This window comes from Streptococcus sp. 9903, assembly GCF_013276625.1.
Lineage (GTDB): Bacteria > Bacillota > Bacilli > Lactobacillales > Streptococcaceae > Streptococcus.
In genome coordinates, this window is the sequence record NZ_VMLI01000016.1 from 1 (window position 1) to 25350 (window position 25350).

Consider the following 25350-nt stretch of genomic DNA (forward strand, 5'->3'; position numbering starts at 1 on the left):
TACTTTGAGAAGTTAGCACTCAAAAAATGGCTGGGAAATTTAGGAAAAAACTAAGCACAATTAGATTTTTTGTGTTATAATATTCTGTGAATAGCTATGCCTATGTTTAGCTATGGAATAATACGAAGTGCGAAACTTGGAAGATAGAGAGGATGCGATGTAATGGCTAGAGAAGGCTTTTTTACAGGTCTAGATATTGGAACAAGCTCTGTCAAGGTGCTTGTAGCCGAGCAGAGAAATGGTGAATTAAATGTAATTGGCGTGAGTAATGCCAAAAGTAAAGGTGTAAAGGATGGAATTATTGTTGATATTGATGCAGCAGCAACTGCTATCAAATCAGCTATTTCCCAAGCAGAAGAAAAGGCAGGCATTTCGATTAAATCAGTGAATGTCGGCTTGCCTGGTAATCTTTTGCAGGTAGAACCAACTCAAGGGATGATTCCAGTAACATCTGATACCAAGGAAATTACGGATCAAGATGTTGAAAATGTTGTCAAATCAGCTTTGACAAAGAGTATGACACCTGACCGTGAAGTCATTACCTTTATTCCTGAAGAATTTATTGTGGATGGTTTCCAAGGGATTCGTGACCCACGTGGCATGATGGGGGTTCGCCTTGAAATGCGTGGCTTGCTTTATACAGGCCCTCGTACTATCTTGCACAATCTGCGTAAGACAGTTGAACGTACAGGTGTTCAGGTTGAAAATATTATCATTTCACCACTAGCAATGGTTCAATCAGTTTTGAATGAAGGTGAACGTGAATTTGGTGCTACAGTGATTGATATGGGGGCAGGTCAAACGACTGTCGCTACAATCCGTAACCAAGAACTCCAGTTTACCAATATTCTCCAAGAAGGCGGAGATTATGTAACTAAGGATATCTCTAAAGTCTTGAAAACTTCTCAGAAGTTGGCTGAAGGTTTGAAATTAAACTATGGAGAGGCTTACCCTCCTCTTGCAAGTAAAGAAACCTTCCAAGTAGAGGTTATTGGGGAAGTAGAACCTGTTGAAGTGACAGAAGATTACTTGTCAGAGATTATTTCTGCACGAATCAAGCATATCTTTGAACAAATCAAACAAGACTTGGAGAGAAGACATTTATTGGATCTTCCTGGTGGAATTGTTTTGATCGGTGGAAATGCTATTTTACCGGGTATGGTAGAATTGGCTCAAGAAGTCTTTGACGTTCGTGTCAAACTCTATGTTCCAAACCAAGTTGGTATTCGCAATCCAGCCTTTGCGCATGTGATTAGTCTATCGGAATTCGCTGGACAATTGACAGAAGTCAATCTTTTGGCTCAAAGAGCAGTCAAGGGTGAAGTTGCTCTGGCTCATCAACCAATTAGTTTTGGGGGAATGATTCAGAAAACAGCTCAGTTTGTACAATCAACGCCTGTTCAACCAGCTCCTGCTCCAGAAGTAGAGCCGGTGGCTCCTACAGAACCAATGGCGGATTTCCAACAAGCTTCACAAAATAAACCGAAATTAGCAGATCGTTTCCGTGGCTTGATCGGAAGCATGTTTGACGAATAAAGAGGAAAAATAAATTATGACATTTTCATTTGATACAGCTGCTGCTCAAGGTGCAGTGATTAAGGTAATTGGTGTCGGTGGAGGCGGTGGCAATGCCATCAACCGTATGGTCGACGAAGGTGTTACAGGCGTAGAATTTATCGCAGCAAACACAGATGTACAAGCTTTGAGTAGTACAAAAGCTGAGACTGTAATTCAGTTGGGCCCTAAATTGACTCGTGGTTTGGGTGCTGGAGGTCAACCTGAAGTTGGTCGAAAAGCTGCTGAAGAGAGCGAAGAAACATTGACAGCTGCTATCAGTGGAGCGGATATGGTCTTCATTACTGCTGGTATGGGAGGAGGATCTGGAACTGGAGCTGCTCCTGTTATTGCTCGTATCGCCAAAGATTTAGGTGCTCTTACAGTTGGCGTTGTAACACGTCCGTTTGGTTTTGAAGGAAGCAAGCGTGGACAATTTGCTGTAGAAGGAATCAATCAACTTCGTGAGCATGTAGATACTCTATTGATTATTTCAAACAATAATTTGCTTGAAATTGTTGATAAGAAAACTCCACTTCTTGAAGCTCTTAGCGAAGCGGATAACGTTCTCCGTCAAGGTGTTCAAGGAATTACCGATTTGATTACCAATCCAGGATTGATTAACCTTGACTTTGCCGATGTGAAAACAGTTATGGCAAACAAAGGGAACGCCCTCATGGGCATTGGTATCGGTAGTGGAGAAGAACGTGTGGTAGAAGCAGCTCGTAAAGCAATCTACTCTCCACTTCTTGAAACAACAATTGATGGAGCAGAAGATGTAATTGTCAACGTTACTGGTGGTCTTGACTTAACCTTGATTGAGGCAGAAGAGGCGTCACAAATTGTGAATCAAGCAGCTGGTCAAGGAGTGAACATCTGGCTCGGAACATCTATTGATGAAAGCATGCGTGATGAAATTCGTGTAACAGTTGTCGCAACAGGTGTTCGTCAAGATCGCGTAGAGAAGGTAGTAGCTCCACAAGCTAGACCGACTACTAACTACCGTGAGACAGTGAAACCAGCTCATTCACATGGCTTTGATCGTCATTTTGATATGGCAGAAACAGCTGAATTGCCAAAACAAAATCCACGTCGCTCGGAACAAGCTCAAGGATCTGCTTTTGGTGATTGGGATTTACGTCGCGAGACAATTGTTCGTCCGACTGATTCAGTAGTGTCACCGGTAGAACGCTTTGAAGCCCCAATTTCACAAGATGAAGATGAATTGGATACACCTCCATTTTTCAAAAATCGTTAAGTAAATGAATGTAAAAGAAAATACAGAACTTGTTTTTCGAGAAGTTGCAGAGGCGAGTCTGAATGCTCATCGCGAGAGTGGTTCAGTCTCTGTCATTGCAGTCACCAAGTATGTAGATGTACCGACAGCGGAAGCCTTGCTTCCGCTAGGTGTTCATCATATCGGTGAAAATCGTGTCGATAAGTTTCTAGAGAAATATCAAGCTTTAAAAGATCGAGATGTGACTTGGCATTTGATTGGTACCTTGCAAAGACGTAAGGTGAAAGATGTCATTCAATACGTTGATTATTTCCATGCCTTGGATTCCGTCAAGCTAGCAGAGGAAATACAAAAAAGAAGTGACCGAGTCATCAAGTGCTTCCTTCAAGTAAATATTTCTAAAGAAGAAAGCAAACACGGTTTTTCGAGAGAGGAACTGCTGGAAATCTTGCCAGAGTTAGCCAAACTAGATAAGATTGAATGTGTTGGTTTAATGACGATGGCACCTTTTGAGGCTAGCAGTGAGCAGTTGAAAGAGATTTTCAAGGCAACCCAAGATTTACAAAAAGAAATCCAAGAAAAACAAATTCCAAATATGCCTATGACCGAGTTAAGTATGGGAATGAGTCGTGATTATAAAGAAGCGATTCAATTCGGTTCCACCTTTGTTCGTATAGGTACAGCATTTTTTAAGTAGGAGAGAACCATGTCTTTAAAAGATAGATTCGATAGATTTATAGATTATTTTACGGAGGATGAGGATTCAAGTCTCCCTTATGAAAAAAGAGATGAGCCTGTGTTTACTCCAGTAAATTCTTCACAGGAACCGGCTCTCCCAATGAATCTACCTTCACAGTCTGCTGGTGCAAAAGATAGCAATATCACCAGACTTCATGCAAGACAACAGGAATTGGCAAATCAGAGTCAGCGTGCAACGGATAAGGTCATTATAGATGTTCGTTATCCTAGAAAATATGAAGACGCAACAGAAATTGTTGATTTATTGGCAGGAAACGAAAGTATCTTGATTGATTTTCAATATATGACAGAAGTGCAAGCTCGTCGTTGTTTGGACTATTTGGATGGAGCTTGTCATGTTTTAGCTGGAAATTTGAAAAAGGTAGCTTCTACCATGTATCTGTTGACACCAGTGAATGTTATTGTGAATGTAGAAGATATTCGTTTACCAGATGAAGAACAAAATGGTGAGTTTGGCTTTGATATGAAGCGAAATAGAGTACGATAATGATTTTTTTAATTCGTCTGATTTATAATGCAGTGGATATTTACTCCCTGATTTTGGTAGCCTTTGCTGTCATGTCTTGGTTTCCAGGCGCCTACGAATCAAGTTTGGGTCGTTGGATTGTAGCATTGGTAAAACCAGTGCTTGCTCCTTTGCAACGCCTGCCTTTACAGATAGCAGGTCTTGATTTATCTGTTTGGGTTGCGATTGTTTTGATTCGATTTTTAGGAGAAAACCTAGTCCGTTTTCTGGCGATGATAGGATGATAGGATGAATAAAGGGATTTACCAGCATTTCTCCATAGAAGATCGTCCATTTCTTGACAAGGGAATGGAATGGATAAAGAAGGTAGAAGATAGCTATGCTCCTTTTTTAACTCCTTTTATCAATCCTCATCAGGAGAAACTATTAAAGATTTTGGCCAAAACTTATGGTCTTGCTTGTAGCAGTAGTGGGGAATTCGTCTCGAGTGAGTATGTTCGAGTTTTATTATACCCAGATTATTTCCAGCCAGAGTTTTCAGATTTTGAAATATCTCTCCAAGAAATTGTGTATTCCAATAAATTTGAACACTTAACGCATGCTAAGATTTTAGGGACAGTCATCAATCAATTAGGGATTGAACGGAAACTTTTTGGAGATATCCTAGTAGATGAAGAACGGGCGCAGATTATGATTAATCAGCAGTTTCTTCTTCTATTTCAAGATGGATTAAAGAAAATTGGCCGTATACCCGTTTCGCTGGAGGAACGTCCTTTCACCGATAAAATAGATAAGCTAGAACAGTATCGAGAGCTGGATTTATGTGTGTCTAGCTTTAGATTAGATGTTCTTTTATCAAATGTTTTGAAACTATCTAGGAATCAAGCAAACCAGTTGATTGAAAAGAAACTTGTCCAAGTAAATTATCATGTGGTAGACAAATCAGATTATATTGTTCAAGTTGGAGACTTGATTAGTGTAAGAAAATTTGGGCGCTTGAGATTGCTTCAAGATAAGGGACAAACAAAAAAAGAGAAGAAAAAAATAACCGTCCAGTTATTATTAAGTAAGTGAGGAATAGAATGCCAATTACATCATTAGAAATAAAGGACAAAACCTTTGGAACTCGATTCAGAGGTTTTGATCCAGAAGAAGTCGATGAATTTTTAGATATTGTGGTTCGTGATTACGAAGATCTTGTTCGTGCGAATCATGATAAAGATTTGCGTATTAAGAGTTTAGAAGAGCGTTTGTCTTACTTTGACGAAATGAAAGATTCATTGAGCCAGTCTGTATTGATTGCCCAAGATACAGCTGAGCGAGTGAAACAGGCGGCGCATGAACGTTCAAACAATATCATTCATCAAGCAGAGCAGGATGCGCAACGCTTGTTGGAAGAAGCTAAATATAAGGCAAACGAGATTCTTCGTCAAGCAACTGATAATGCTAAGAAAGTTGCTGTTGAAACCGAAGAATTGAAGAACAAGAGTCGTGTCTTCCACCAACGTCTTAAATCTACAATTGAGAGCCAGTTAGCTATTGTTGAATCTTCAGATTGGGAAGATATTCTCCGTCCAACAGCTACTTATCTTCAAACCAGTGATGAAGCCTTTAAAGAAGTTGTTAGTGAAGTACTTGGAGAACCGATTCCAGCTCCAATTGAGGAAGAACCAATTGATATGACACGTCAGTTCTCTCAAGCAGAAATGGCAGAGTTACAAGCTCGTATTGAGGCAGCCAATAAAGAATTGGCTGAATTTGAAGCTCAGGCTAAACAGGGAGTGGAAAATCCAACTCCTGTAGTGAGTCCTCAAATTGAAGAAGAGCCTGCTCATCCAGTTGGTCCAATGTATGAAGAGCCAGAAGTAGCTCCAGTACATCCTTCGGCTCCAACACCAGCTACAGAAACATTTGATTCAGCACCAGGATTTGAAGCACCGCAAGAATCCGTTACAATTTTATAAGAAATATTCTGAGAACAATATCTTATCCTTATATTTCCAGCGAGCAGGAGATGGTGTGAGTCCTGTAATCCCTATTGATAAGATTATCCTCTCAAAAACTCAAGTCTGAATGGAGTAAGATTTGACGTTCCCCACGTTACGGGATAAGAGGGAGAAAGACTAAATCTTTTTCCGAATAAAGGTGGTACCACGATTTTCGTCCTTTTTGGCAGTCGTGGTTTTTAATTTGTTATTATTTATAAAGGAGATACCATGAAACTCAAAGATACCCTTAACCTTGGGAAAACAGCCTTCCCAATGCGTGCAGGCCTTCCTACTAAAGAGCCAGTTTGGCAAAAGGAATGGGAAGATGCAAAACTTTACCAACGTCGTCAAGAATTGAACCAAGGAAAACCTCATTTCACCTTGCATGATGGCCCTCCATACGCGAACGGAAATATTCACGTTGGACACGCTATGAACAAGATTTCAAAAGATATCATTGTTCGTTCAAAATCAATGTCAGGTTTTTACGCACCATTTATCCCAGGTTGGGATACTCATGGTCTGCCAATCGAGCAAGTTTTGGCAAAACAAGGTGTCAAACGTAAAGAAATGGACTTGGTTGAGTACTTGAAACTTTGTCGTGAATACGCTCTTTCTCAAGTAGATAAACAACGTGAAGACTTTAAACGTTTGGGTGTTTCTGGTGACTGGGAAAATCCATATGTGACTTTGACTCCTGACTATGAGGCAGCTCAAATTCGTGTATTTGGTGAGATGGCTAATAAAGGTTATATCTACCGTGGTGCAAAACCAGTTTACTGGTCTTGGTCATCTGAGTCAGCCCTTGCTGAAGCGGAGATTGAATACCATGATTTGGTTTCAACTTCTCTTTACTATGCCAACAAGGTAAAAGATGGCAAAGGTGTTCTAGATACAGATACTTACATCGTAGTCTGGACAACAACTCCATTTACCATCACAGCTTCTCGTGGTTTGACTGTTGGTGCAGATATTGATTACGTTTTGGTTCAACCTGCTGGTGAAGCTCGTAAGTTTGTGGTTGCTGCAGAATTGTTGACTAGCTTGTCTGAGAAATTTGGTTGGGCTGATGTTCAAGTCTTGGCAACTTACCGTGGTCAAGAACTCAACCACATCGTAACAGAACACCCATGGGATACAGCTGTAGATGAGTTGGTTATCCTTGGTGACCACGTTACCACTGACTCTGGTACTGGTATTGTCCATACAGCCCCTGGTTTTGGTGAGGATGACTACAATGTTGGTATTGCTAATGGTCTTGAAGTCGCAGTCACTGTTGACGAGCGTGGTATCATGATGAAGAATGCTGGTCCTGAGTTTGAAGGTCAATTCTATGACAAGGTAGTTCCAACTGTTATTGAAAAACTTGGTAACCTCCTTCTTGCCCAAGAAGAAATTTCTCACTCATACCCATTTGACTGGCGTACCAAGAAACCAATCATCTGGCGTGCAGTTCCACAATGGTTTGCCTCAGTTTCTAAATTCCGTCAAGAAATCTTGGATGAAATTGAAAAAGTGAAATTCCACTCAGAATGGGGTAAAGTCCGTCTTTACAACATGATTCGTGACCGTGGCGACTGGGTTATCTCTCGTCAACGTGCTTGGGGTGTTCCACTTCCAATCTTCTACGCTGAAGATGGTACAGCGATCATGACAGCTGAAACGATTGAGCACGTGGCTCAACTCTTTGAGGAACACGGTTCTATCATCTGGTGGGAACGTGATGCTAAGGACCTCTTGCCAGAAGGATTTACGCATCCAGGTTCACCAAACGGCGAGTTCAAAAAAGAAACTGATATCATGGACGTTTGGTTTGACTCAGGTTCATCATGGAATGGAGTGGTAGTAAACCGTCCTGAGTTGACTTACCCAGCAGACCTTTACCTTGAAGGTTCTGACCAGTACCGTGGTTGGTTCAACTCATCACTTATCACATCTGTTGCCAACCATGGTGTAGCACCTTACAAACAAATTCTGTCACAAGGATTTGCCCTTGATGGTAAAGGTGAGAAGATGTCTAAATCTCTTGGAAATACCATTGCTCCAAGTGATGTTGAAAAACAATTTGGTGCGGAAATCTTGCGTCTCTGGGTAACAAGTGTTGACTCAAGCAACGACGTGCGTATCTCTATGGATATCTTGAGCCAAGTCTCTGAAACTTACCGTAAAATCCGTAACACCCTTCGATTCTTGATTGCTAACACATCTGACTTTAACCCAGCTCAAGACGCAGTAGCTTACGATGAACTTCGTTCAGTTGATAAGTACATGACGATTCGCTTTAACCAGCTTGTCAAGACCATTCGTGATGCTTATGCAAACTTTGAATTCTTGACAATCTATAAGGCATTGGTGAACTTTATCAACGTTGACTTGTCAGCCTTCTACCTTGATTTTGCCAAAGATGTTGTCTACATCGAAGGTGCCAAATCATTGGAACGCCGTCAAATGCAGACTGTTTTCTATGACATTCTTGTCAAAATCACCAAACTCTTGACACCAATCCTTCCTCACACAGCAGAGGAAATCTGGTCATATCTAGAGTTTGAAGCTGAAGACTTTGTTCAATTGTCAGAATTACCAGAAGCAGAAACTTTTACTAATCAAGAAGAAATCTTGGATACATGGGCAGCCTTTATGGATTTTCGTGGACAAGCTCAAAAAGCCTTGGAAGAAGCGCGTAATGCAAAAGTTATCGGGAAATCTCTTGAAGCTCACTTGACAGTTTATCCAAATGAAGTTGTGAAAACTTTACTAGAAGCAGTAAACAGCAATGTAGCTCAACTTTTGATTGTGTCAGACTTGACCATCGCAGAAGGAACAGCTCCAGAAACTGCCGTTAGCTTCGAAGATGTAGCCTTTACAGTTGAACGTGCTGCAGGCCAAGTATGTGACCGTTGCCGTCGTATCGACCCAACAACAGCAGAACGTAGCTACCAGGCAGTCATCTGTGACCACTGTGCAAGCATCGTAGAAGAAAACTTTGCGGACGCTGTCGCAGAAGGATTTGAAGAGAAATAAGACTGAAAAGTCTCTATGCGTCTAGTATATAAAAATCAGTTATTCCAAGTTTATAATCTCTCTTGTGAGAGGCTAAAGTTTGATGAGAATTGGTTTTGCTAATACTAGAAGAAAGTAAGTATGCTAAAATTGCAAGATTGTTTTTCTTGCGATTTCTTAAACTAGTGAGGAAAAATAAACATTATGAGACAAACAAATGTTAGAGGAAACTTGTCCCTCCGTGGCTTTAGAAAATTAAGAACTGGTGCAATTGTTGCGACAGGTGTGATTCTACTGGGGCTAGGCTTTTTAGCTCCAACTGTATCAGCCAGTGAACAAGATGGTGTTTGGGTAGCCAGAACAGTTGAGGAAGTGAAAGCTGACCTTCAAAAAGAAGGTGATTTATTTAAGTATGTCATCAAGTGGGGAGATACATTAAGTGTTATCAGCGAAGCAAGCAATATCCCTGTAGATGTACTCCAAGAAATGAATCAAGCTTCAGGCAAGAATTTATTCTTACCGCACAATGAATTGTACTTTACCGAAGCTGAAACGGTTTCAGATACAGTCACAAAACACAAGATTGTCATCAAAGAAAGTGGTGCCAGTGGCGAAGTTCGCACTTACGAAGTCTTGCTCAAGAAAGATCAGGAAACAAAAGCTGTTACCTTTGAATTAACAGATGTTACTGAGAAAGTTGAAAAAATGGCTGTGAACTATAGCCCAGTCTATCAGCCTGTATCAGCACCAGTAGCACCAAAAGCAGAAGAGTCAACGACACTAGCACCGAAAGAAACCGCACCAGAGGTGGTAACACCAGCTAATCCAAAAGTAGAAGCTTCAACAGAACCAGCAGAACCAAAAGTAACAGAGCCAGAGGCAGCGAAACCAACTGAACCAAAAGTAGAAGCTCCAACAGAATCTTCTGAAGCTTCAGGAACTTCAGTAGAATCAACACCTGAAGGAACAGTGGAATCAGAATCAACTCCAAAAGAAACAGGTGAAGAAGAGAAACTAGCACCTAAAGAAGATGCATCAGAAGGAACAGTTTCAGAAGGAGCTACACTAGGTGCAACAGCAGCGGAAGGAAGTTCAGAAGCGACTCCAGGTTCAACAGAAGAAGCTTCAGGAACAACACCAAAAGCAGAAGAAAAAGACGAAGCGCCAGTAGACGATACAACTTCAAGTGAAGTAGGCAATGCAGCTGAAACTTCTGTTGAGGAGACAGGAAAACAAGATAGCATAACAAATGTACCGTCAGAAGAATCATCAGAATCAAGTTCAGCAGGAACAGATTCAACATCGGAAGCTGAAGAACTTGCAACTACGGAAACAGCATCAACCTCTACAAATGAGGATACTAACGAGGGTGAATCAGAAAAACCAGTAGCAGAAGAAACAACAGTCACAGAAGGACAACCGGCTACAGATAGTACGGATTCATCAAGTGCAACAAGTAATTCAGCTGACTCAAGTCCATCAACTGAATCAACAGCTCCAGAAGAAACACTTGCTACAACGGGAAATACTTCAAATTCATCAACAGACGTTACAACTAGCGCTGATTCAGGTGACTCAACTCCGTCAACATTGACCTCTGATGAAACAAAACCAGAAGAGGTAGCAAGTGAAGCTGAAGGAACAGAAGGGGGAGCTGAAGGAAAAGAACCGAAAGTAGAAGGGCAACCATCAGGTACAGAGTCGGCAACTCCAGAACAGTCTACAAATATTGAGGAAACAACAGAAAAGCAATCGGGGGATACATCAGAAAATTCAGGTGATAGTCTAGTATCAGATGAGCCAGCTGAGAGCTCAGGTATTTCAACATCTTCAGGAACAGAAGGGGCAGAAACGATAGATACAGAAACGACTTCAGATAAATCAGAAACACCGTCTCCAGCAGAAGAATCTGTTAAAGAAGAAAAGCAAGTTGATAAAAAACTAGAGCTTAGAAATATATCTTCTGTAGAACTATATTCTAAAGAAGGCGATAAGTATCGTCATGTACCTTCACTTGATTCTTTACCAAGTAATCCAGAAACTTACTTCATGAAAGTAAAATCAGAGAACTTTAAAGACGTGATGCTTCCAGTTAAAACCATTACTAATGATACTAAAGATAATAGAGCTGTTTATAAAATAGTAGCAAGTGCAAATAATCTGATACAGCATGAAAATAGTAATGTATTAGAAAATTATACTTATTATTTACCAAAAACTCAGCAAAGTGAAACTGGGGTATATACATCGTTTAAAAATTTAGTTGATGCAATGAATAGTAATCCTTATGGAGAGTTCCGTTTAGGTGCAACTATGGATGCTCGTGAAGTTGAACTTTCAGATGGTCAAGAAAGTTATGTGAAAAATGAATTTCATGGAACATTAGTAGGTACAAATAATGAGAAATATTATGCTATTTATAATTTGAAAAAACCATTATTTGGAGGATTAAATGGTGCTACAGTAGAAAATCTTTCACTAAAAGATGCCAATATTTCAGCAAAAGAAGATGCTGCAACAGTAGCTAAAGAAGCGAAAAATAGAACTGCAATCAGTAATGTTCATGCTGACGGAGCAATAGCTGGGGAACATGCAATAGGAGGATTAGTATCGCAAGTTAATAATTCTACTATTTCTAACAGTAGCTATACAGGTAGAATAACTAATACATATAACACAGTTGCTAGTTATCAAATCGGAGGTTTAGTAGGTAAACTTTCTGGTTCGAGAGGATTAATAGATAAGTCGTTCGCATCAATTGATTTAGCATCAAACGCAACTAAAGGGGATCAATCTATTGGTGGAATAGTTGGTGCAGTAGAAGATAGTGCGCTAATTAGTAATAGTTATGCTGAAGGAAATCTTAATAATGTGCAACGTTTTGCAAACGTTGGTGGAGTAGTTGGTAATCTTTGGGACCCAGTAGGCGGATTAGAAAAATCTGGTCGACTTTCTAATGTACTAAGCGACGTTAATGTTACGAACGGTAATGCAATAACTGGAAAAGATTTCACTAACATGCAAGCAAGTCATGTATATAGTAATAAAAATAATAAGGTTGTGAACGTAGTACAAGAAGATGATGAAATCTTAACTAAGGATTCTGATGTTCAAAGAGGAGAAGTATTAGAAGACGCACAAATAAAAGAGAAAAAAGCTGTTTTTGCATCTAAAAATACTATTAAAACAGAAGATTTTAATTTCTCTTCTAGATATGTAACTGACTATAAAAATCTTGAGAATGCTGATTCATCAAAAGAAAAAGTATATAAAAATATAGAAAAACTATTACCATTCTACAATAGAGAGACAATAGTTAAGTACGGAAATTTAGTAGAATCAAGTAGTAATCTTTATAATAAAGAATTATTGTCAGTAGTTCCTATGAAAGATAAAGAAGTGATTAGTGATATTAACAAAAATAAATCAAGTATAAATAAACTATTACTATATTACGCGGATAATACATCAGAGACCCTTAATGTAAATTATCAAACTGATTTTTCAAATGTAGCAGAGTATAGAATAGGTGATACAAACTTAATTTACACACCGAATACATTGCTTCACAATTATAAAAATATTTTAGATGAAGTATTACCAGCATTAAATAGTGTAGAATATAAATCAGACGCAATTAGAAAAGTGCTAGATGTTTCTAATAAAGTTAGTTTAACAGAGTTATATTTAGAAGAACAATTTAAGACTACTAAACGTGATTTGAGAGACAGTTTAACAAAACTTCTTACTGCAGATGCTGCAATAGCGGAAAATAACAATAAGGTAATAGATAATTATGTAATCGAGAAAATTAAAAATAATAAGGAAGCATTACTTTTAGGATTAACATATTTAGAGCGTTGGTACAATTTTAAATATGGTGAAACAAAAGCAAAAGATTTAGTTATGTACCACTTGGATTTCTTTGGTAAATCAAATAGTTCAGCGTTAGATAATGTTATTGAACTAGGTAAATCTGGATATAATAATCTATTAGCTAAAAATAATGTTATAACTTATAACGTATTATTAGCGAAAAATTATAAAACTAATAATTTATTTGATGCATTAGAAAAATATAGAAAAGTTTTTGTGCCAGATAAAACAAATAACGAATGGTTTAAAGAACAAACTAAAGCCTATATTGTAGAAGAAAAATCTACGATTAAAGAGGTAAGTGATAAACAATCAATAGCTGGTAGTCCGCAATCTATAGGCGTATATGATAGATTAACTAGCCCATCATGGAAATACCCAAGTATGGTATTGCCGCTATTAACATTACCTGAAAAATCGGTGTTTATTATAGCGAATATTTCGACAATAGGATTTGGAGCTTATGACAGATATAGAAGTAACGAACATCCAGCAGGAACTAATTTAAATAACTATGTTGAGACAAAAGCAAGAGAAGCGGCTGCTAGATTTAGAGATCATTATGATTACTGGTATAAAATCTTAGATGATAAAAATAAAGAAAAATTATATAGAAGTGTTCTAGTCTATGATGCGTTTAGATTTGGTGCAGATGATAAAGGAGAAAAAGATACATACCAAGCAACTTTTGAAACTGATCATCCAGCAATAAAACACTTCTTCGGTCCAGCAGGAAATAATGTTGTTCATAATTCTAATGGAGCATATGCTACAGGTGACGCATTCTACTATATGGCATATCGTATGCTTGATAAAGATGGTGCGGTAACTTATACACACGAAATGACACATAACTCAGATAGAGAAATTTATCTTGGAGGTTATGGAAGAAGAAATGGACTTGGACCAGAGTTTTATGCTAAAGGATTGTTACAAGCACCTGATCATCCATATGATCCTACTATTACGATTAACTCGATATTGAAATATGAAGAACCAGAAAATCCAACTAGACTTCAGGTAAAAAATCCTACGGAACGATTTAAAAATGCTGCAGACTTACAAAAATATATGCATAATATGTTTGACGTAATTTATATGCTAGAATATCTAGAAGGAAATGCTGTTGTTAACTTAGAGATTGATAAGAAAAATGAGTTGTTGAGAAAAATAGAAAATAAATTTGAAACAGATCCAGATGGAAGTAACACTTATGCAACTAATGTTATTCGTTATTTAACAGGTGAAGAGCTTAATAAGTTAAATTCATTTGAAAGTCTAATTGAAAATGATGTTATTACAAGAAGAGGATATGAAAACGGAAATGATAATACCTTTAAACGAAATGGCTATTATACAATTAAACTATTTTCACCAATATACGCAGCTTTAAGTAATAATAAGGGGACACCGGGTGATTTAATGGGACGTCGTATGGCGTTTGAATTGTTAGCTGCAAAAGGATTTAAAGATGGAATGGTACCATATATTTCTAATCAATATGCAGAAGAAGCAAAAGCAAATGGTCATGTTATTACATCATATGGTAAAGTAATTGGTAATGTAACTGATGATTTAGTACTTAAAAAAGTGTTTAATAATGAATATAAATCATGGGTTGATTTTAAAAAAGCAATGTATAATGAGCGAAAAGCTAAATTTAATAATCTAATAAGTATTAGCTTTTATAATCCAAATGTAAGTTTTTCAAGAAATAGTAAGGTAACAATAACAAATATTGACATGCTTCGTAATATGATAACTGATGCAGTTAAAGCTGATGCAGAGGATGAACTAGCGAAAATGTATCTTGAACATAATAGAGTTCATAAACTTAAACAAGCGATTTTTAAAGCTTATCTAGATCAAACTAATGATTTTAGAAGTTCAATTTTTGATGAGGAAAAATAAATTTACTAATTAGGGGTAGCACATGAAGATAGGTTTCGTTTCTTCATGTGTGAAACTCTTTCCTTTTTGGTTTTGACTAGCTTTTTTGTGAAAAATTGTGTAGAATAGAATAGATAAACGAGGGGAAACCTCGGAAAATTTAAAGGAGAATCCATCTAATGGTAAAATTGGTTTTTGCTCGCCACGGTGAGTCTGAATGGAACAAAGCTAACCTTTTCACTGGTTGGGCTGATGTTGATTTGTCTGAAAAAGGTACACAACAAGCGATTGACGCTGGTAAATTGATCAAAGAAGCTGGTATCGAATTTGACCAAGCTTACACTTCAGTATTGAAACGTGCGATCAAAACAACTAACTTGGCTCTTGAAGCTTCTGACCAATTGTGGGTTCCAGTTGAAAAATCATGGCGCTTGAACGAACGTCACTACGGTGGTTTGACTGGTAAAAACAAAGCTGAAGCTGCTGAACAATTTGGTGATGAGCAAGTTCACATCTGGCGTCGTTCATACGATGTATTGCCTCCAAACATGGACCGTGATGATGAGCACTCAGCTCACACTGACCGTCGTTACGCTTCACTTGACGACTCAGTTATCCCAGATGCTGAAAACTTGAAAGTGACTTTGGAACGTGCCCTTCCATTCTGGGAAGATAAAATCGCTCCAGCTCTTAAAGATGGTAAAAACGTATTCGTAGGAGCTCACGGTAACTCAATCCGTGCCCTTGTAAAACATATCAAAGGTTTGTCAGATGACGAAATCATGGACGTGGAAATCCCTAACTTCCCACCATTGGTATTCGAATTTGACGAAAAATTGAACGTAGTTTCTGAATACTACCTTGGAAAATAAAAAATTGTAAGTCTAGAATTGATTTCTAGGCTTTTTATGTTAGTATGGTAGTATGATAAGGAATAAAAAACAAGATTATGTACTGGCCTACAAGCAACCAGCGTCAACAACATATAAGGGCTGGGAAGAAGAGGCCTTACCGATAGGAAATGGTTCTTTAGGGGCAAAAGTATTTGGGCTTATAGGGGCTGAGCGGATTCAATTCAATGAAAAAAGTCTCTGGTCTGGAGGTCCACTTCCTGATAGTTCAGATTATCAGGGTGGAAATCTTCAAGAACAGCATAACTTTTTAGCTGAGATTCGGCAGGCTTTGGAAAAGAGAGATTACAATCGGGCTAAGGAACTGGCTGAACAGCACCTGGTCGGGCCCAAAACGAGTCAATATGGGACCTATCTGTCCTTTGGGGATATTTTCATTGAGTTCAGCCAGCAAGGTACGACTTTGTCTCAGGTGACGAACTATCAGAGACAGCTGAATATTAGTAAGGCACTTGCGACGACTTCTTATGTCTATAAGGGAACGAAATTTGAACGTGAAGCCTTTGCCAGTTTTCCAGATGATCTCTTGGTTCAGCGCTTTACTCAGGAAGGGTTGGAAACTCTAGATTTTACTATAGAACTATCCTTGACCCGTGATTTGGCTTCTGATGGAAAGTATGAACAGGAAAAATCTGATTACAAGGAATGCAAGTTGGATATTACTGATTCTCATATTTTGATGAAGGGGAGGGTTAAGGACAATGACCTGCGGTTTGCTAGCTGTTTAGCTTGGGAAACGGATGGAGACATTAGAGTCTGGTCAGATAAGATTCAGATATCAGGAGCCAGTTATGCCAATCTCTTCTTGGCGGCTAAGACAGATTTTGCCCAAAATCCTGCTAGTAATTATCGCAAGAAACTAGATTTAGAGCAACAGGTGATAGACTTGGTGGACACAGCTAAAGAAAAGGGCTATGCCCAATTGAAATCAAGGCATATTGAGGACTACCAAGCCTTATTCCAGCGTGTTCAATTGGATTTGGGAGCTGATGTAGACACATCCACTACAGATGATTTGTTAAAAAATTATAAGCCACAAGAGGGGCAGGCTTTGGAGGAGTTGTTCTTCCAGTATGGACGGTATTTATTGATTAGTTCTTCTAGAGACTGTCCGGATGCTCTACCAGCTAACCTACAGGGAGTCTGGAATGCGGTCGATAATCCTCCTTGGAATTCGGACTATCACCTGAATATCAACCTGCAGATGAATTATTGGCCAGCCTATGTTACCAATCTCCTAGAGACGGCCTTTCCGGTTATCAACTATATCGATGTTTTGCGTGTCTATGGTCGCATAGCGGCTGCAAGGTATGCAGGAATCGTCTCTCGGGAAGGAGAGGAGAATGGTTGGTTGGTTCATACTCAAGCGACTCCTTTTGGCTGGACGGCACCTGGTTGGGATTACTATTGGGGTTGGTCACCAGCTGCCAATGCGTGGATGATGCAAACTGTTTATGAAGCCTATTCATTTTATAGGGACCAAGACTATCTCAGGGAGAAAATTTATCCCATGTTGAGGGAAACGGTTCGTTTTTGGAATGCCTTTTTACATAAGGATCAGCAGGCGCAGCGTTGGGTGTCTTCTCCGTCTTATTCGCCAGAACATGGGCCGATTTCGATTGGCAATACCTATGACCAATCTCTGATTTGGCAGTTATTTCATGATTTTATTCAGGCTGCTCAAGAATTGGGACTGGATGGGGCTTTGTTGACTGAGGTCAAGCAGAAGTTTGACTTGCTTAATCCTCTTCAAATCAATCAATCTAGTCGAATCAGGGAGTGGTATGAGGAGGAAGAGCAGTATTTTCAAAATGAGAAAGTGGAGGCCCAACATCGGCATGCTTCCCATCTGGTGGGACTCTATCCTGGCAATCTCTTTAGCTATAAGGGGCAGGAGTATCTTGAAGCCGCGCGTGCTAGTCTCAATGATCGTGGAGATGGGGGCACAGGTTGGTCCAAGGCTAATAAGATCAATCTCTGGGCGCGTTTGGGAGATGGCAATCGAGCCCATAAATTATTAGCAGAGCAGTTAAAGTCATCCACCTTGCCAAATCTTTGGTGTAGCCATCCTCCTTTTCAGATAGATGGTAATTTTGGTGCTACTAGTGGCATGGCAGAAATGTTACTCCAGTCTCATACAGCTTATCTGGTACCTCTAGCTGCCCTACCTGATGCATGGTCAACAGGTTCCGTTTCAGACTTAATGGCACGTGGACATTTTGAAGTGAGCATGAGGTGGGAGGATAAAAAACTCTTACAGATGACCATTTTATCAAGAAGTGGAGGAGAATTGAGAGTCTCTTATCCAGGTATTGAGAAGAGTGTGATTAAATTGGATAAAGAAACAATAAAAGCGAAATGCATAGAGAAAGATTGTATTTCGGTAGCAACAGCAGAAGGCAATCTGGTTCAATTTTATTTTTAAGAAGATGTTAGAAGGCAGTGGTTTGAGACTGCCTTTTAATAAGGATTTGAGAATGTAAGCAGTTTCCAACTAGTTGAAAAAGCGTTATAATGGTAATAGGAAGTAATACTCAATGAAAATCAAAGAGCAAACTAGAAAGCTAACCGCAGGTTGCTCAAAACAGTGTTTTGAAGAGATTTTCGAGGAGTATAATTTGTTTAAGAGAGGGTGGGTCTGATGGCTTATATTGAGATGAAACACTGTTACAAGCGTTATCAGGTTGGGGACACGGAGATTGTGGCCAATCGTGATGTGAATTTTGAGATTGAGAAGGGTGAATTGGTTATTATCCTTGGTGCATCTGGTGCAGGTAAGTCAACAGTTCTCAATCTCCTAGGGGGAATGGATACCAATGATGAGGGGGAAATCTGGATTGATGGTGCCAATATTGCAGACTATAGTTCCCACCAGCGAACCAATTACCGCCGCAATGATGTCGGTTTTGTTTTTCAGTTTTATAACCTAGTTTCCAATTTGACTGCTAAGGAAAATGTGGAACTGGCTTCTGAAATCGTGACGGATGCCTTGGATCCTGAACAGGTCTTGACAGATGTAGGTCTGGCTCATCGTCTCAATAACTTTCCAGCTCAGCTTTCTGGAGGGGAGCAACAGCGAGTCTCCATTGCACGCGCGGTAGCCAAAAATCCTAAAATTCTCCTTTGTGACGAACCGACAGGTGCCTTGGATTATCAGACGGGCAAGCAGGTTTTGAAAATCCTCCAAGATATGTCTCGTCAAAAGGGAGCGACGGTGATCATCGTGACTCATAATGGAGCTTTGGCGCCCATTGCTGATCGCGTGATTCATATGCACGATGCCAGTGTTAAGGATGTGGTGCTCAACCAGCATCCTCAGGATATTGACAGTTTGGAGTACTAGCATGATCAAGCGAAAAACCTATTGGAAGGACTTGATTCAGTCCTTCACAGGCTCCAAGGGGCGTTTTTTATCCATCTTGACCTTGATGATGTTGGGTTCTTTAGCCCTAGTAGGCCTCAAAGTGACTAGCCCCAACATGGAGGCGACAGCTAATGCTTATTTAAGAACTGCTCAAACCCTGGATTTGGCAGTCATGTCTAACTATGGCTTGGATCAAACAGATCAAGAAGAACTAGAACAGATAGAGGGCGCAGAGGTTGAGTTTGGCTATTTGACAGATGTGACTATGGATAATGGGCAGGATGCCATTCGGCTGTACTCCAAACCAGAGCGAATTTCAACCTTTCAGCTAAGAGAGGGACGACTTCCTCAGTCAGACAAGGAAATCGCTTTGGCAAGTCATCTGCAGGGTCAATACAGCGTGGGACAGGAGATTAGTTTTAAAGAAAAAGAAGAGGGTCATTCCTCTTTAAAAGACCATACTTATACCATTACTGGTTTTGTGGATTCAGCTGAAATCCTCTCCCAGCGAGATATGGGCTACGCAGGAAGTGGAAGTGGGACTCTGACAGCTTACGGGGTGATTTTGCCTAACCAGTTTGATCAAAAAGTCTATAATATAGCACGCTTGAAATATCAAGATTTAGCAGGTTTAAATGCTTTTTCAGCAGCTTATGAAGAAAAATCCAAGCAACATCAGGAAGACCTTGAACAAGCTTTGTCAGATAATGGTAAGGCACGTCTGCAACTCTTGAAAAAAGAAGGACAAGAGTCTCTAGACAAGGGCCAAGAGACCCTTGACAAGGCTGAGACTAATTTGCAGGAAGGCAAGCGTCGTTTAGCAGCTGCTCAAGCTCGTATACAGGCTCAAGAAAGTCAACTAGCCTTGCTTCCTCAAGCCCAGGGAGAGCAGGCCCTTGCTCAACTTACCCAAGCCAAGCAAGAATTGAGTAAGGAAGAGAACAAACTAAAGCAGGCTGAACAAAATCTAGCCCAAGAAAAAGAAAAATTAGAAAAACATCAGCAAGTCTTGGATGATTTAGCTGAGCCCAAGTATCAAGTCTATAATCGTCAGACCATGCCTGGCGGTCAAGGTTATCTCATGTACAATAATGCTTCAGCCAGTATTCGGGCAGTGGGCACTATCTTTCCTGTAGTGCTTTATGCCGTAGCAGCCATGGTGACCTTTACAACCATGACTCGCTTTGTGGATGAAGAGCGAACACATGCAGGAATTTTTAAGGCCTTGGGCTATCGTAGCAAGGATATTATCGCCAAGTTTCTCCTCTACGGCCTAGTAGCTGGGACTGTCGGAACAGCTCTAGGTAGTATACTTGGCCATTATTTACTAGCCGGTGTGATTTCAAGTGTCATTACAAAAGGCATGGTGGTAGGAGAAACCCAGATTCAGTTCTATTGGACCTATAGCTTACTGGCTCTTGTCTTGAGTTGGTTGGCGAGTGTGTTACCAGCCTACTTGGTAGCTCGTAGGGAACTTCATGATGAAGCAGCCCAGCTTTTACTGCCTAAACCTCCTGTTAAAGGAGCTAAAATCTTACTGGAACGCATCGGTTTTATCTGGCGCCGTCTCAGTTTTACTCATAAGGTAACTGCTCGCAATATCTTCCGTTATAAGCAGCGGATGTTGATGACGATCTTTGGTGTGGCAGGTTCTGTAGCCCTGCTCTTTGCAGGCTTGGGAATACAATCCTCTGTGGCAGGAGTTCCGTCTAGACAGTTTCAACAAATCCAACAGTATCAGATGATTGTTTCTGAAAATCCTAGTGCGACCAATCAGGACAAGGCAAATCTAGAAGAAGTGTTGAAAGGGAAGGACATCAAAGCCTATCAGAAAATCTATTCTAAAACGCTAGACAAGGATTTCAAAGGCAAGGCTGGTCTTCAGACCATTACCCTTATGATGACAGAGAAGGAGGATTTGATTCCCTTTATTCATCTGCAACATCATCAGCAAGAGTTGACATTAAAAGATGGCGTCGTTATTACAGCTAAACTTGCCCAGCTGGCAGGTGTCAAGGTTGGGCAGACTCTAGAAATTGAAGGTAAGAAGCTAAAGGTCGCTGCTATTGCTGAGAACTACGTTGGTCATTTTATTTATATGAGTCAGACTGACTATGAGCAACTTTACGGACAGCTACCCCAAGCCAACACTTATCTGATCTCGCTAAAGGATTCTAGTGCTACTAGTATTGAAAGGCAGGCAGGTTTGCTTATGAATCAGGTTGCGGTGTCCAGCGTCGTTCAAAATGCTTCAGCCATTCGACTCTTTGACTCCGTTGCTAGCTCACTCAATCAGACCATGACCATCTTGGTCATCGTATCGGTTCTGTTGGCTATTGTTATCCTCTACAATTTGACCAATATCAATGTGGCTGAGAGAATCCGTGAACTCTCCACTATCAAGGTTCTCGGTTTTTATAATAATGAAGTCACCCTCTACATTTATCGTGAGACGATTGTGCTGTCCCTTGTGGGAATCGTACTTGGTTTGGTATCTGGTTTTTATTTACACCAATTTTTGATTCAAATGATTTCGCCTGCGACTATTCTCTTTTATCCGCGGGTAGGCTGGGAAGTCTATGTAATTCCAGTGGCAGCAGTAAGCATCATTTTGACCTTGCTTGGTTTCTTTGTCAATTATCATCTGAGAAAGGTTGATATGCTTGAAGCCTTGAAATCTGTAGAGTAAGGTAGTTATTTTTAGCTGATTGACCTTGTATTTACTCGTAAACAAAAATCCTCTGTCACAAANNTTTGTGACAGAGGATTTTTTCTATAGGGCTTTAGCAGCTGCAATTGCGGCTTCGAAGTTTGGTTCAGAGTTGATATTGTCCACGTATTCAACGTAGCGAATAGTATTGTCGGTATCGAGGACAAAGACTGCGCGTGCCAATAGGTGCCACTCATTGATTAAGAGGGCGTAATCACGTCCAAAGGAATGGTCGAAATAGTCTGAAAGCATGATGGCATTTTCAATACCTTCAGCCCCACACCAACGTTTTTGGGCAAATGGTAGGTCCATTGAAACAGTCAAGACAACCGTATTATCCAGTCCAGCCAGTTCTTCATTAAAACGACGCGTTTGAGTTGAGCAGATGCCTGTATCGATAGAAGGCACGACACTCAAGACTTTTTTCTTGCCATCAAAATCTGCTAGAGTTTTTTTAGAAAGGTCTGTTGTAGTGAGTGAAAAATCAAGTGCCTTGTCACCGACTTGTAGTTGTTTACCTGTAAAGCTCACAGGATTTCCGAGAAAAGTTACCATAGGATACTCCAATCTTTTTTCTTCCATTTTAGCTGAAACAGTCGGAATTTTCCAATGATTTGACCGGAAATATGGGCATAGAAAAAAACGCCAGCTCATGTGAGAATGACGTTTTTCAGATTTTTTATCTATTTGATATTTCTCGAAGGTAGTGCGGACGGGAGCAACTTCCTTCGGAATTTCATCCCTAATTTTTGAGCCCTAGGTCTCAAAAATTCCGTCCTAGATAAGATCAAAGTTCTTATCTAGGATACCACTACAGTGAGAAATATCTGGTAAAAACTCACTTCGTTCGTACTGATTTAAGAAATCTTTATTCTTATAAACGCTGTTTTGTAGCTAGAGATAGAACTAACAAAGCTAATATTAGAAGTAATGTAAAGAGAGACAAGAACCTAGTAATAGATAAACTAATATCTAGATTATTTAGCCAATCCTTCAGCAATCTTGTCAAGGTTGTATTTCATCATGCTGTAGTAGCTGTCGCCTTCTTTACCTTGTTCTGCGATAGAGTCAGTAAAGATTTGTGCGTAGATTGGGATGTTTGTGTCTTGAGAAACAGTTTTCATTGGACGGTCATCCACACTTGATTCTACAAAGAGTGATGGAACTTTTGTTTGGCGAAGTTTTTCAACCAAGGTCTTGATTTGTTCAGGTGTTCCTTCTTCTTCAGTGTTGATTTCCCAGATGTAAGCACTTGGGACACCATAGGCTTTAGAGAAGTATTTGAATGCTCCTTCGCTGGTTACAATGAGTTTCTTTTCAGCAGGGATATTATTAAATTTATCCTTACTTTCTTTATCAAGTTTGTCTAACTTATCAGTATATTCTTTGAGATTTTTTTCATAGAATTCCTTGTTGTTAGGATCTTTAGCGCTCAATTGTTTGGCGATATTTTTAGCAAAGATAATTCCATTTTCAAGGTTAAGCCAAGCGTGTGGGTCTTCTTTACCTTTTTCATTTTTTCCTTCAAGGTAGATAACTTCAACACCTTCACTGACTGCAAAGTAGTCTTTGTTTTCAGTTTTCTTAGCATTTTCTACCAATTTGGTGAACCAAGCATTACCACCTGTTTCAAGGTTGATACCGTTATAGAAAATGAGGTCTGCCTCAGAAGTTTTCTTAACATCTTCAGGAAGTGGTTCGTATTCGTGTGGGTCTTGTCCAATCGGAACGATACTGTGAAGATCAATCTTGTCACCAGCAATATTTTTAGTAATATCAGCGATGATTGAGTTTGTAGCAACAACTTTTAGTTTTTGACCAGAAGCTGTATCTTTTTTTCCGCTAGCACATGCTACAAGAGCAATGACGGAAAGAAAGAGAACGAGTAATGTACCTAATTTTTTCATTAGATCCTCCAATTTATTGGGGCTTTGCCCCTTATTTTAACAAATGTTTATTTTTTAGTTTCAAATATCGTTGTTTTGGAGCGATAAAGAAGCTAATGAGAAAGAAACTAGCAGCTGTAAGCACGATACTAGAACCTGCCGCAACGTTAAAGCTATAGCCGATAAAGAGTCCCAAAACTGAAGCAGTCGCTCCAAAGGTTGAGGAAAGGAAAATCATACTTTTCAGGCTATTAGCATACAGATAAGCAGTTGCAGCTGGGGTAATCAGCATGGCTACAATCAGGATAGTTCCGACACTTTGCATGGCTGTCACAGACACGAGAGTCAAGAGTACCATGAGAAGGTAGTGATAGAAATTGACAGGCATTCCCATGGCTTTGGCCAAGAGTTCATCAAAGGAAGTTATCAAGAGTTGCTTGAAGAAAATCCAGATTAACAAGAGAATGACTGCCCCAACACCCATAGTAATAAACATATCCGTATCTTGGACGGCTAGGATATTACCAAAAAGGATATGGAAAAGATCAGTTGAACTTTTAGCGACACTAATCAAGATGATACCGAGGGCTAAGAAAGAAGAAAAGGTAATGCCGATGGCGGTATCGCTTTTGATAATCGAGTTTCCCTTGATGTAGGTAATGATGATGGCAGCTAGCAGTCCAAAGACAATGGCTCCGATAAAGAAGTCAAGGCCCAAGATGAAGGAGAGGGCTACACCTGGTAAGACAGCATGTGAAATGGCATCTCCCATGAGTGACATCCCGCGTAGAATGATGAAACATCCTACAGCTCCAGCTACGACCCCGACGACAATAGCTGTTATCAAGGCATTTTGTAGGAAATGGAATTTTTGCAATCCATCGATAAATTCTGCAATCATAGGTCACCTCCATTGAAAAAGAGTCGATTACCGTAAGCTTCTTTGAGATTGGCTTCGGTAAAGGTTTCTTTGGTTGGACCAAAGGCAATCACTTCTCGATTGACAAGCAAGACTTGATCGAAGTAGAGGGGAACCTTGCTGAGGTCGTGGTGAACGATTAGAACCGTCTTCCCAGCTTTTTTCAGATCTCTCAACGTATTCATGATGATTTCCTCACTGACAGAGTCAATCCCAACAAAGGGTTCATCCAAGAGGATATAGTCGGCTTCCTGTACCAAACATCTAGCAATCAAGACCCGCTGGAATTGACCTCCAGACAGTTGACTGATTTGCCGTTCTGCGTAGTCAGCTAGACCGACGATTTCAAGGGCTTCTTTCACTTTCTTCCAATGTTTAGCCTTTAAACTGTGAAAGAGAGGGATAGAAGGAAAGAGTCCTAGCGAGACGCATTCCTTGACCTTGATGGGAAAGTTGTAGTCGATATTGATTTTTTGTTCGACATAGGCGATTCGATGTAAGGATTTTTTAACTTCCTTGTCATCGAGAAATGCCTGACCTTGCTGTGGGATAATTCCCAGCATCCCTTTTAATAATGTTGATTTCCCAGCACCGTTTGGACCAATGATACCGGTAATTGTTGGTCCATGGAGCACTAGTGAAATATCCTTAAGTGCCAACGTTTCTTTGTAGGAGACACTGAGGTTTTCGATACGTATCATAAGCTTGTATTCCTCCTGTCTCTTAATATACATTAAAAAAAAAATTAAGTCAAGTTAATTTTTAAAAAAATTAAAATAATAACTGAAAA

The 25350-nt window shown here is 39.8% G+C and carries 17 protein-coding genes; 13 read left to right on the forward strand and 4 right to left on the reverse strand.

Translation table 11 applies throughout. The features are described 5' to 3' along the window. Window positions 1-162: 162 nt before the first annotated feature. From ftsA to HT696_RS07200, 13 genes are all read left to right on the forward strand, one after another. Window positions 163-1536 (forward strand): cell division protein FtsA, encoded by a 1374-nt coding sequence (gene ftsA, locus HT696_RS07140; RefSeq protein ID WP_173282492.1) that lies wholly within the window; start codon window positions 163-165, stop codon window positions 1534-1536. 16 nt (window positions 1537-1552) lie between these two features. Next, window positions 1553-2812 carry a cell division protein FtsZ gene (gene ftsZ, locus HT696_RS07145; protein ID WP_173282493.1) on the forward strand — a complete coding sequence of 420 codons (1260 nt, stop codon included), beginning with the start codon at window positions 1553-1555 and terminating at the stop codon, window positions 2810-2812. A gap of 4 nt (window positions 2813-2816) precedes the next feature. After that, window positions 2817-3488: a YggS family pyridoxal phosphate-dependent enzyme gene (locus HT696_RS07150; protein ID WP_173234618.1), complete on the forward strand. Its 672-nt coding sequence runs from the start codon at window positions 2817-2819 to the stop codon at window positions 3486-3488. A 9-nt stretch (window positions 3489-3497) separates the two neighbouring features. Beyond that, window positions 3498-4037 (forward strand): cell division protein SepF, encoded by a 540-nt coding sequence (locus HT696_RS07155; protein WP_173234620.1) that lies wholly within the window; start codon window positions 3498-3500, stop codon window positions 4035-4037. Further along, window positions 4037-4300: a YggT family protein gene (locus tag HT696_RS07160; protein ID WP_101776779.1), complete on the forward strand. Its 264-nt coding sequence runs from the start codon at window positions 4037-4039 to the stop codon at window positions 4298-4300. Before HT696_RS07155 ends, HT696_RS07160 begins: the two co-directional genes overlap by 1 nt. 4 nt (window positions 4301-4304) lie before the next feature. After that, window positions 4305-5090 carry an RNA-binding protein gene (locus tag HT696_RS07165; protein WP_173234622.1) on the forward strand — a complete coding sequence of 262 codons (786 nt, stop codon included), beginning with the start codon at window positions 4305-4307 and terminating at the stop codon, window positions 5088-5090. A gap of 8 nt (window positions 5091-5098) precedes the next feature. Then, window positions 5099-5980, forward strand: a complete 882-nt coding sequence (locus HT696_RS07170) for a DivIVA domain-containing protein (RefSeq protein WP_345789491.1) — start codon at window positions 5099-5101, stop codon at window positions 5978-5980. A 252-nt stretch (window positions 5981-6232) separates the two neighbouring features. Then, the gene (gene ileS, locus HT696_RS07175; protein WP_173282494.1) at window positions 6233-9025 is read left to right on the forward strand and encodes an isoleucine--tRNA ligase; all 2793 of its coding nucleotides are present in this window, start codon (window positions 6233-6235) and stop codon (window positions 9023-9025) included. 183 nt (window positions 9026-9208) lie between these two features. Beyond that, window positions 9209-14791 carry a ZmpA/ZmpB/ZmpC family metallo-endopeptidase gene (locus HT696_RS07180; RefSeq protein WP_173283478.1) on the forward strand — a complete coding sequence of 1861 codons (5583 nt, stop codon included), beginning with the start codon at window positions 9209-9211 and terminating at the stop codon, window positions 14789-14791. A gap of 158 nt (window positions 14792-14949) precedes the next feature. Next, on the forward strand, window positions 14950-15642 hold the full coding sequence (locus HT696_RS07185; protein WP_000240129.1) for a phosphoglycerate mutase: 693 nt from the start codon (window positions 14950-14952) through the stop codon (window positions 15640-15642). Window positions 15643-15694: 52 nt separating this feature from the next. Beyond that, the gene (locus HT696_RS07190; RefSeq protein ID WP_173282496.1) at window positions 15695-18106 is read left to right on the forward strand and encodes a glycoside hydrolase family 95 protein; all 2412 of its coding nucleotides are present in this window, start codon (window positions 15695-15697) and stop codon (window positions 18104-18106) included. Between the two features lie 216 nt (window positions 18107-18322). Further along, window positions 18323-19024 (forward strand): ABC transporter ATP-binding protein, encoded by a 702-nt coding sequence (locus tag HT696_RS07195; RefSeq protein ID WP_061439708.1) that lies wholly within the window; start codon window positions 18323-18325, stop codon window positions 19022-19024. A gap of 1 nt (window position 19025) precedes the next feature. Continuing rightward, the gene (locus HT696_RS07200; protein ID WP_173282497.1) at window positions 19026-21734 is read left to right on the forward strand and encodes an ABC transporter permease; all 2709 of its coding nucleotides are present in this window, start codon (window positions 19026-19028) and stop codon (window positions 21732-21734) included. 84 nt (window positions 21735-21818) lie between these two features. Here the strand turns inward: HT696_RS07200 and tpx are convergent, their stop codons facing one another. From tpx to HT696_RS07220, 4 genes are all read right to left on the reverse strand, one after another. Next, window positions 21819-22310, reverse strand: coding sequence for a thiol peroxidase (gene tpx / locus HT696_RS07205; protein ID WP_173282498.1), 492 nt, complete (start codon window positions 22308-22310; stop codon window positions 21819-21821). A gap of 422 nt (window positions 22311-22732) precedes the next feature. After that, window positions 22733-23662: a metal ABC transporter substrate-binding lipoprotein/adhesin PsaA gene (gene psaA / locus HT696_RS07210; protein WP_138704798.1), complete on the reverse strand. Its 930-nt coding sequence runs from the start codon at window positions 23660-23662 to the stop codon at window positions 22733-22735. Window positions 23663-23693: 31 nt separating this feature from the next. Further along, window positions 23694-24542: a metal ABC transporter permease gene (locus HT696_RS07215; RefSeq protein ID WP_000559787.1), complete on the reverse strand. Its 849-nt coding sequence runs from the start codon at window positions 24540-24542 to the stop codon at window positions 23694-23696. Then, window positions 24539-25261 carry a metal ABC transporter ATP-binding protein gene (locus tag HT696_RS07220; RefSeq protein WP_000619154.1) on the reverse strand — a complete coding sequence of 241 codons (723 nt, stop codon included), beginning with the start codon at window positions 25259-25261 and terminating at the stop codon, window positions 24539-24541. Before HT696_RS07220 ends, HT696_RS07215 begins: the two co-directional genes overlap by 4 nt. Window positions 25262-25350 lie beyond the last annotated feature (89 nt).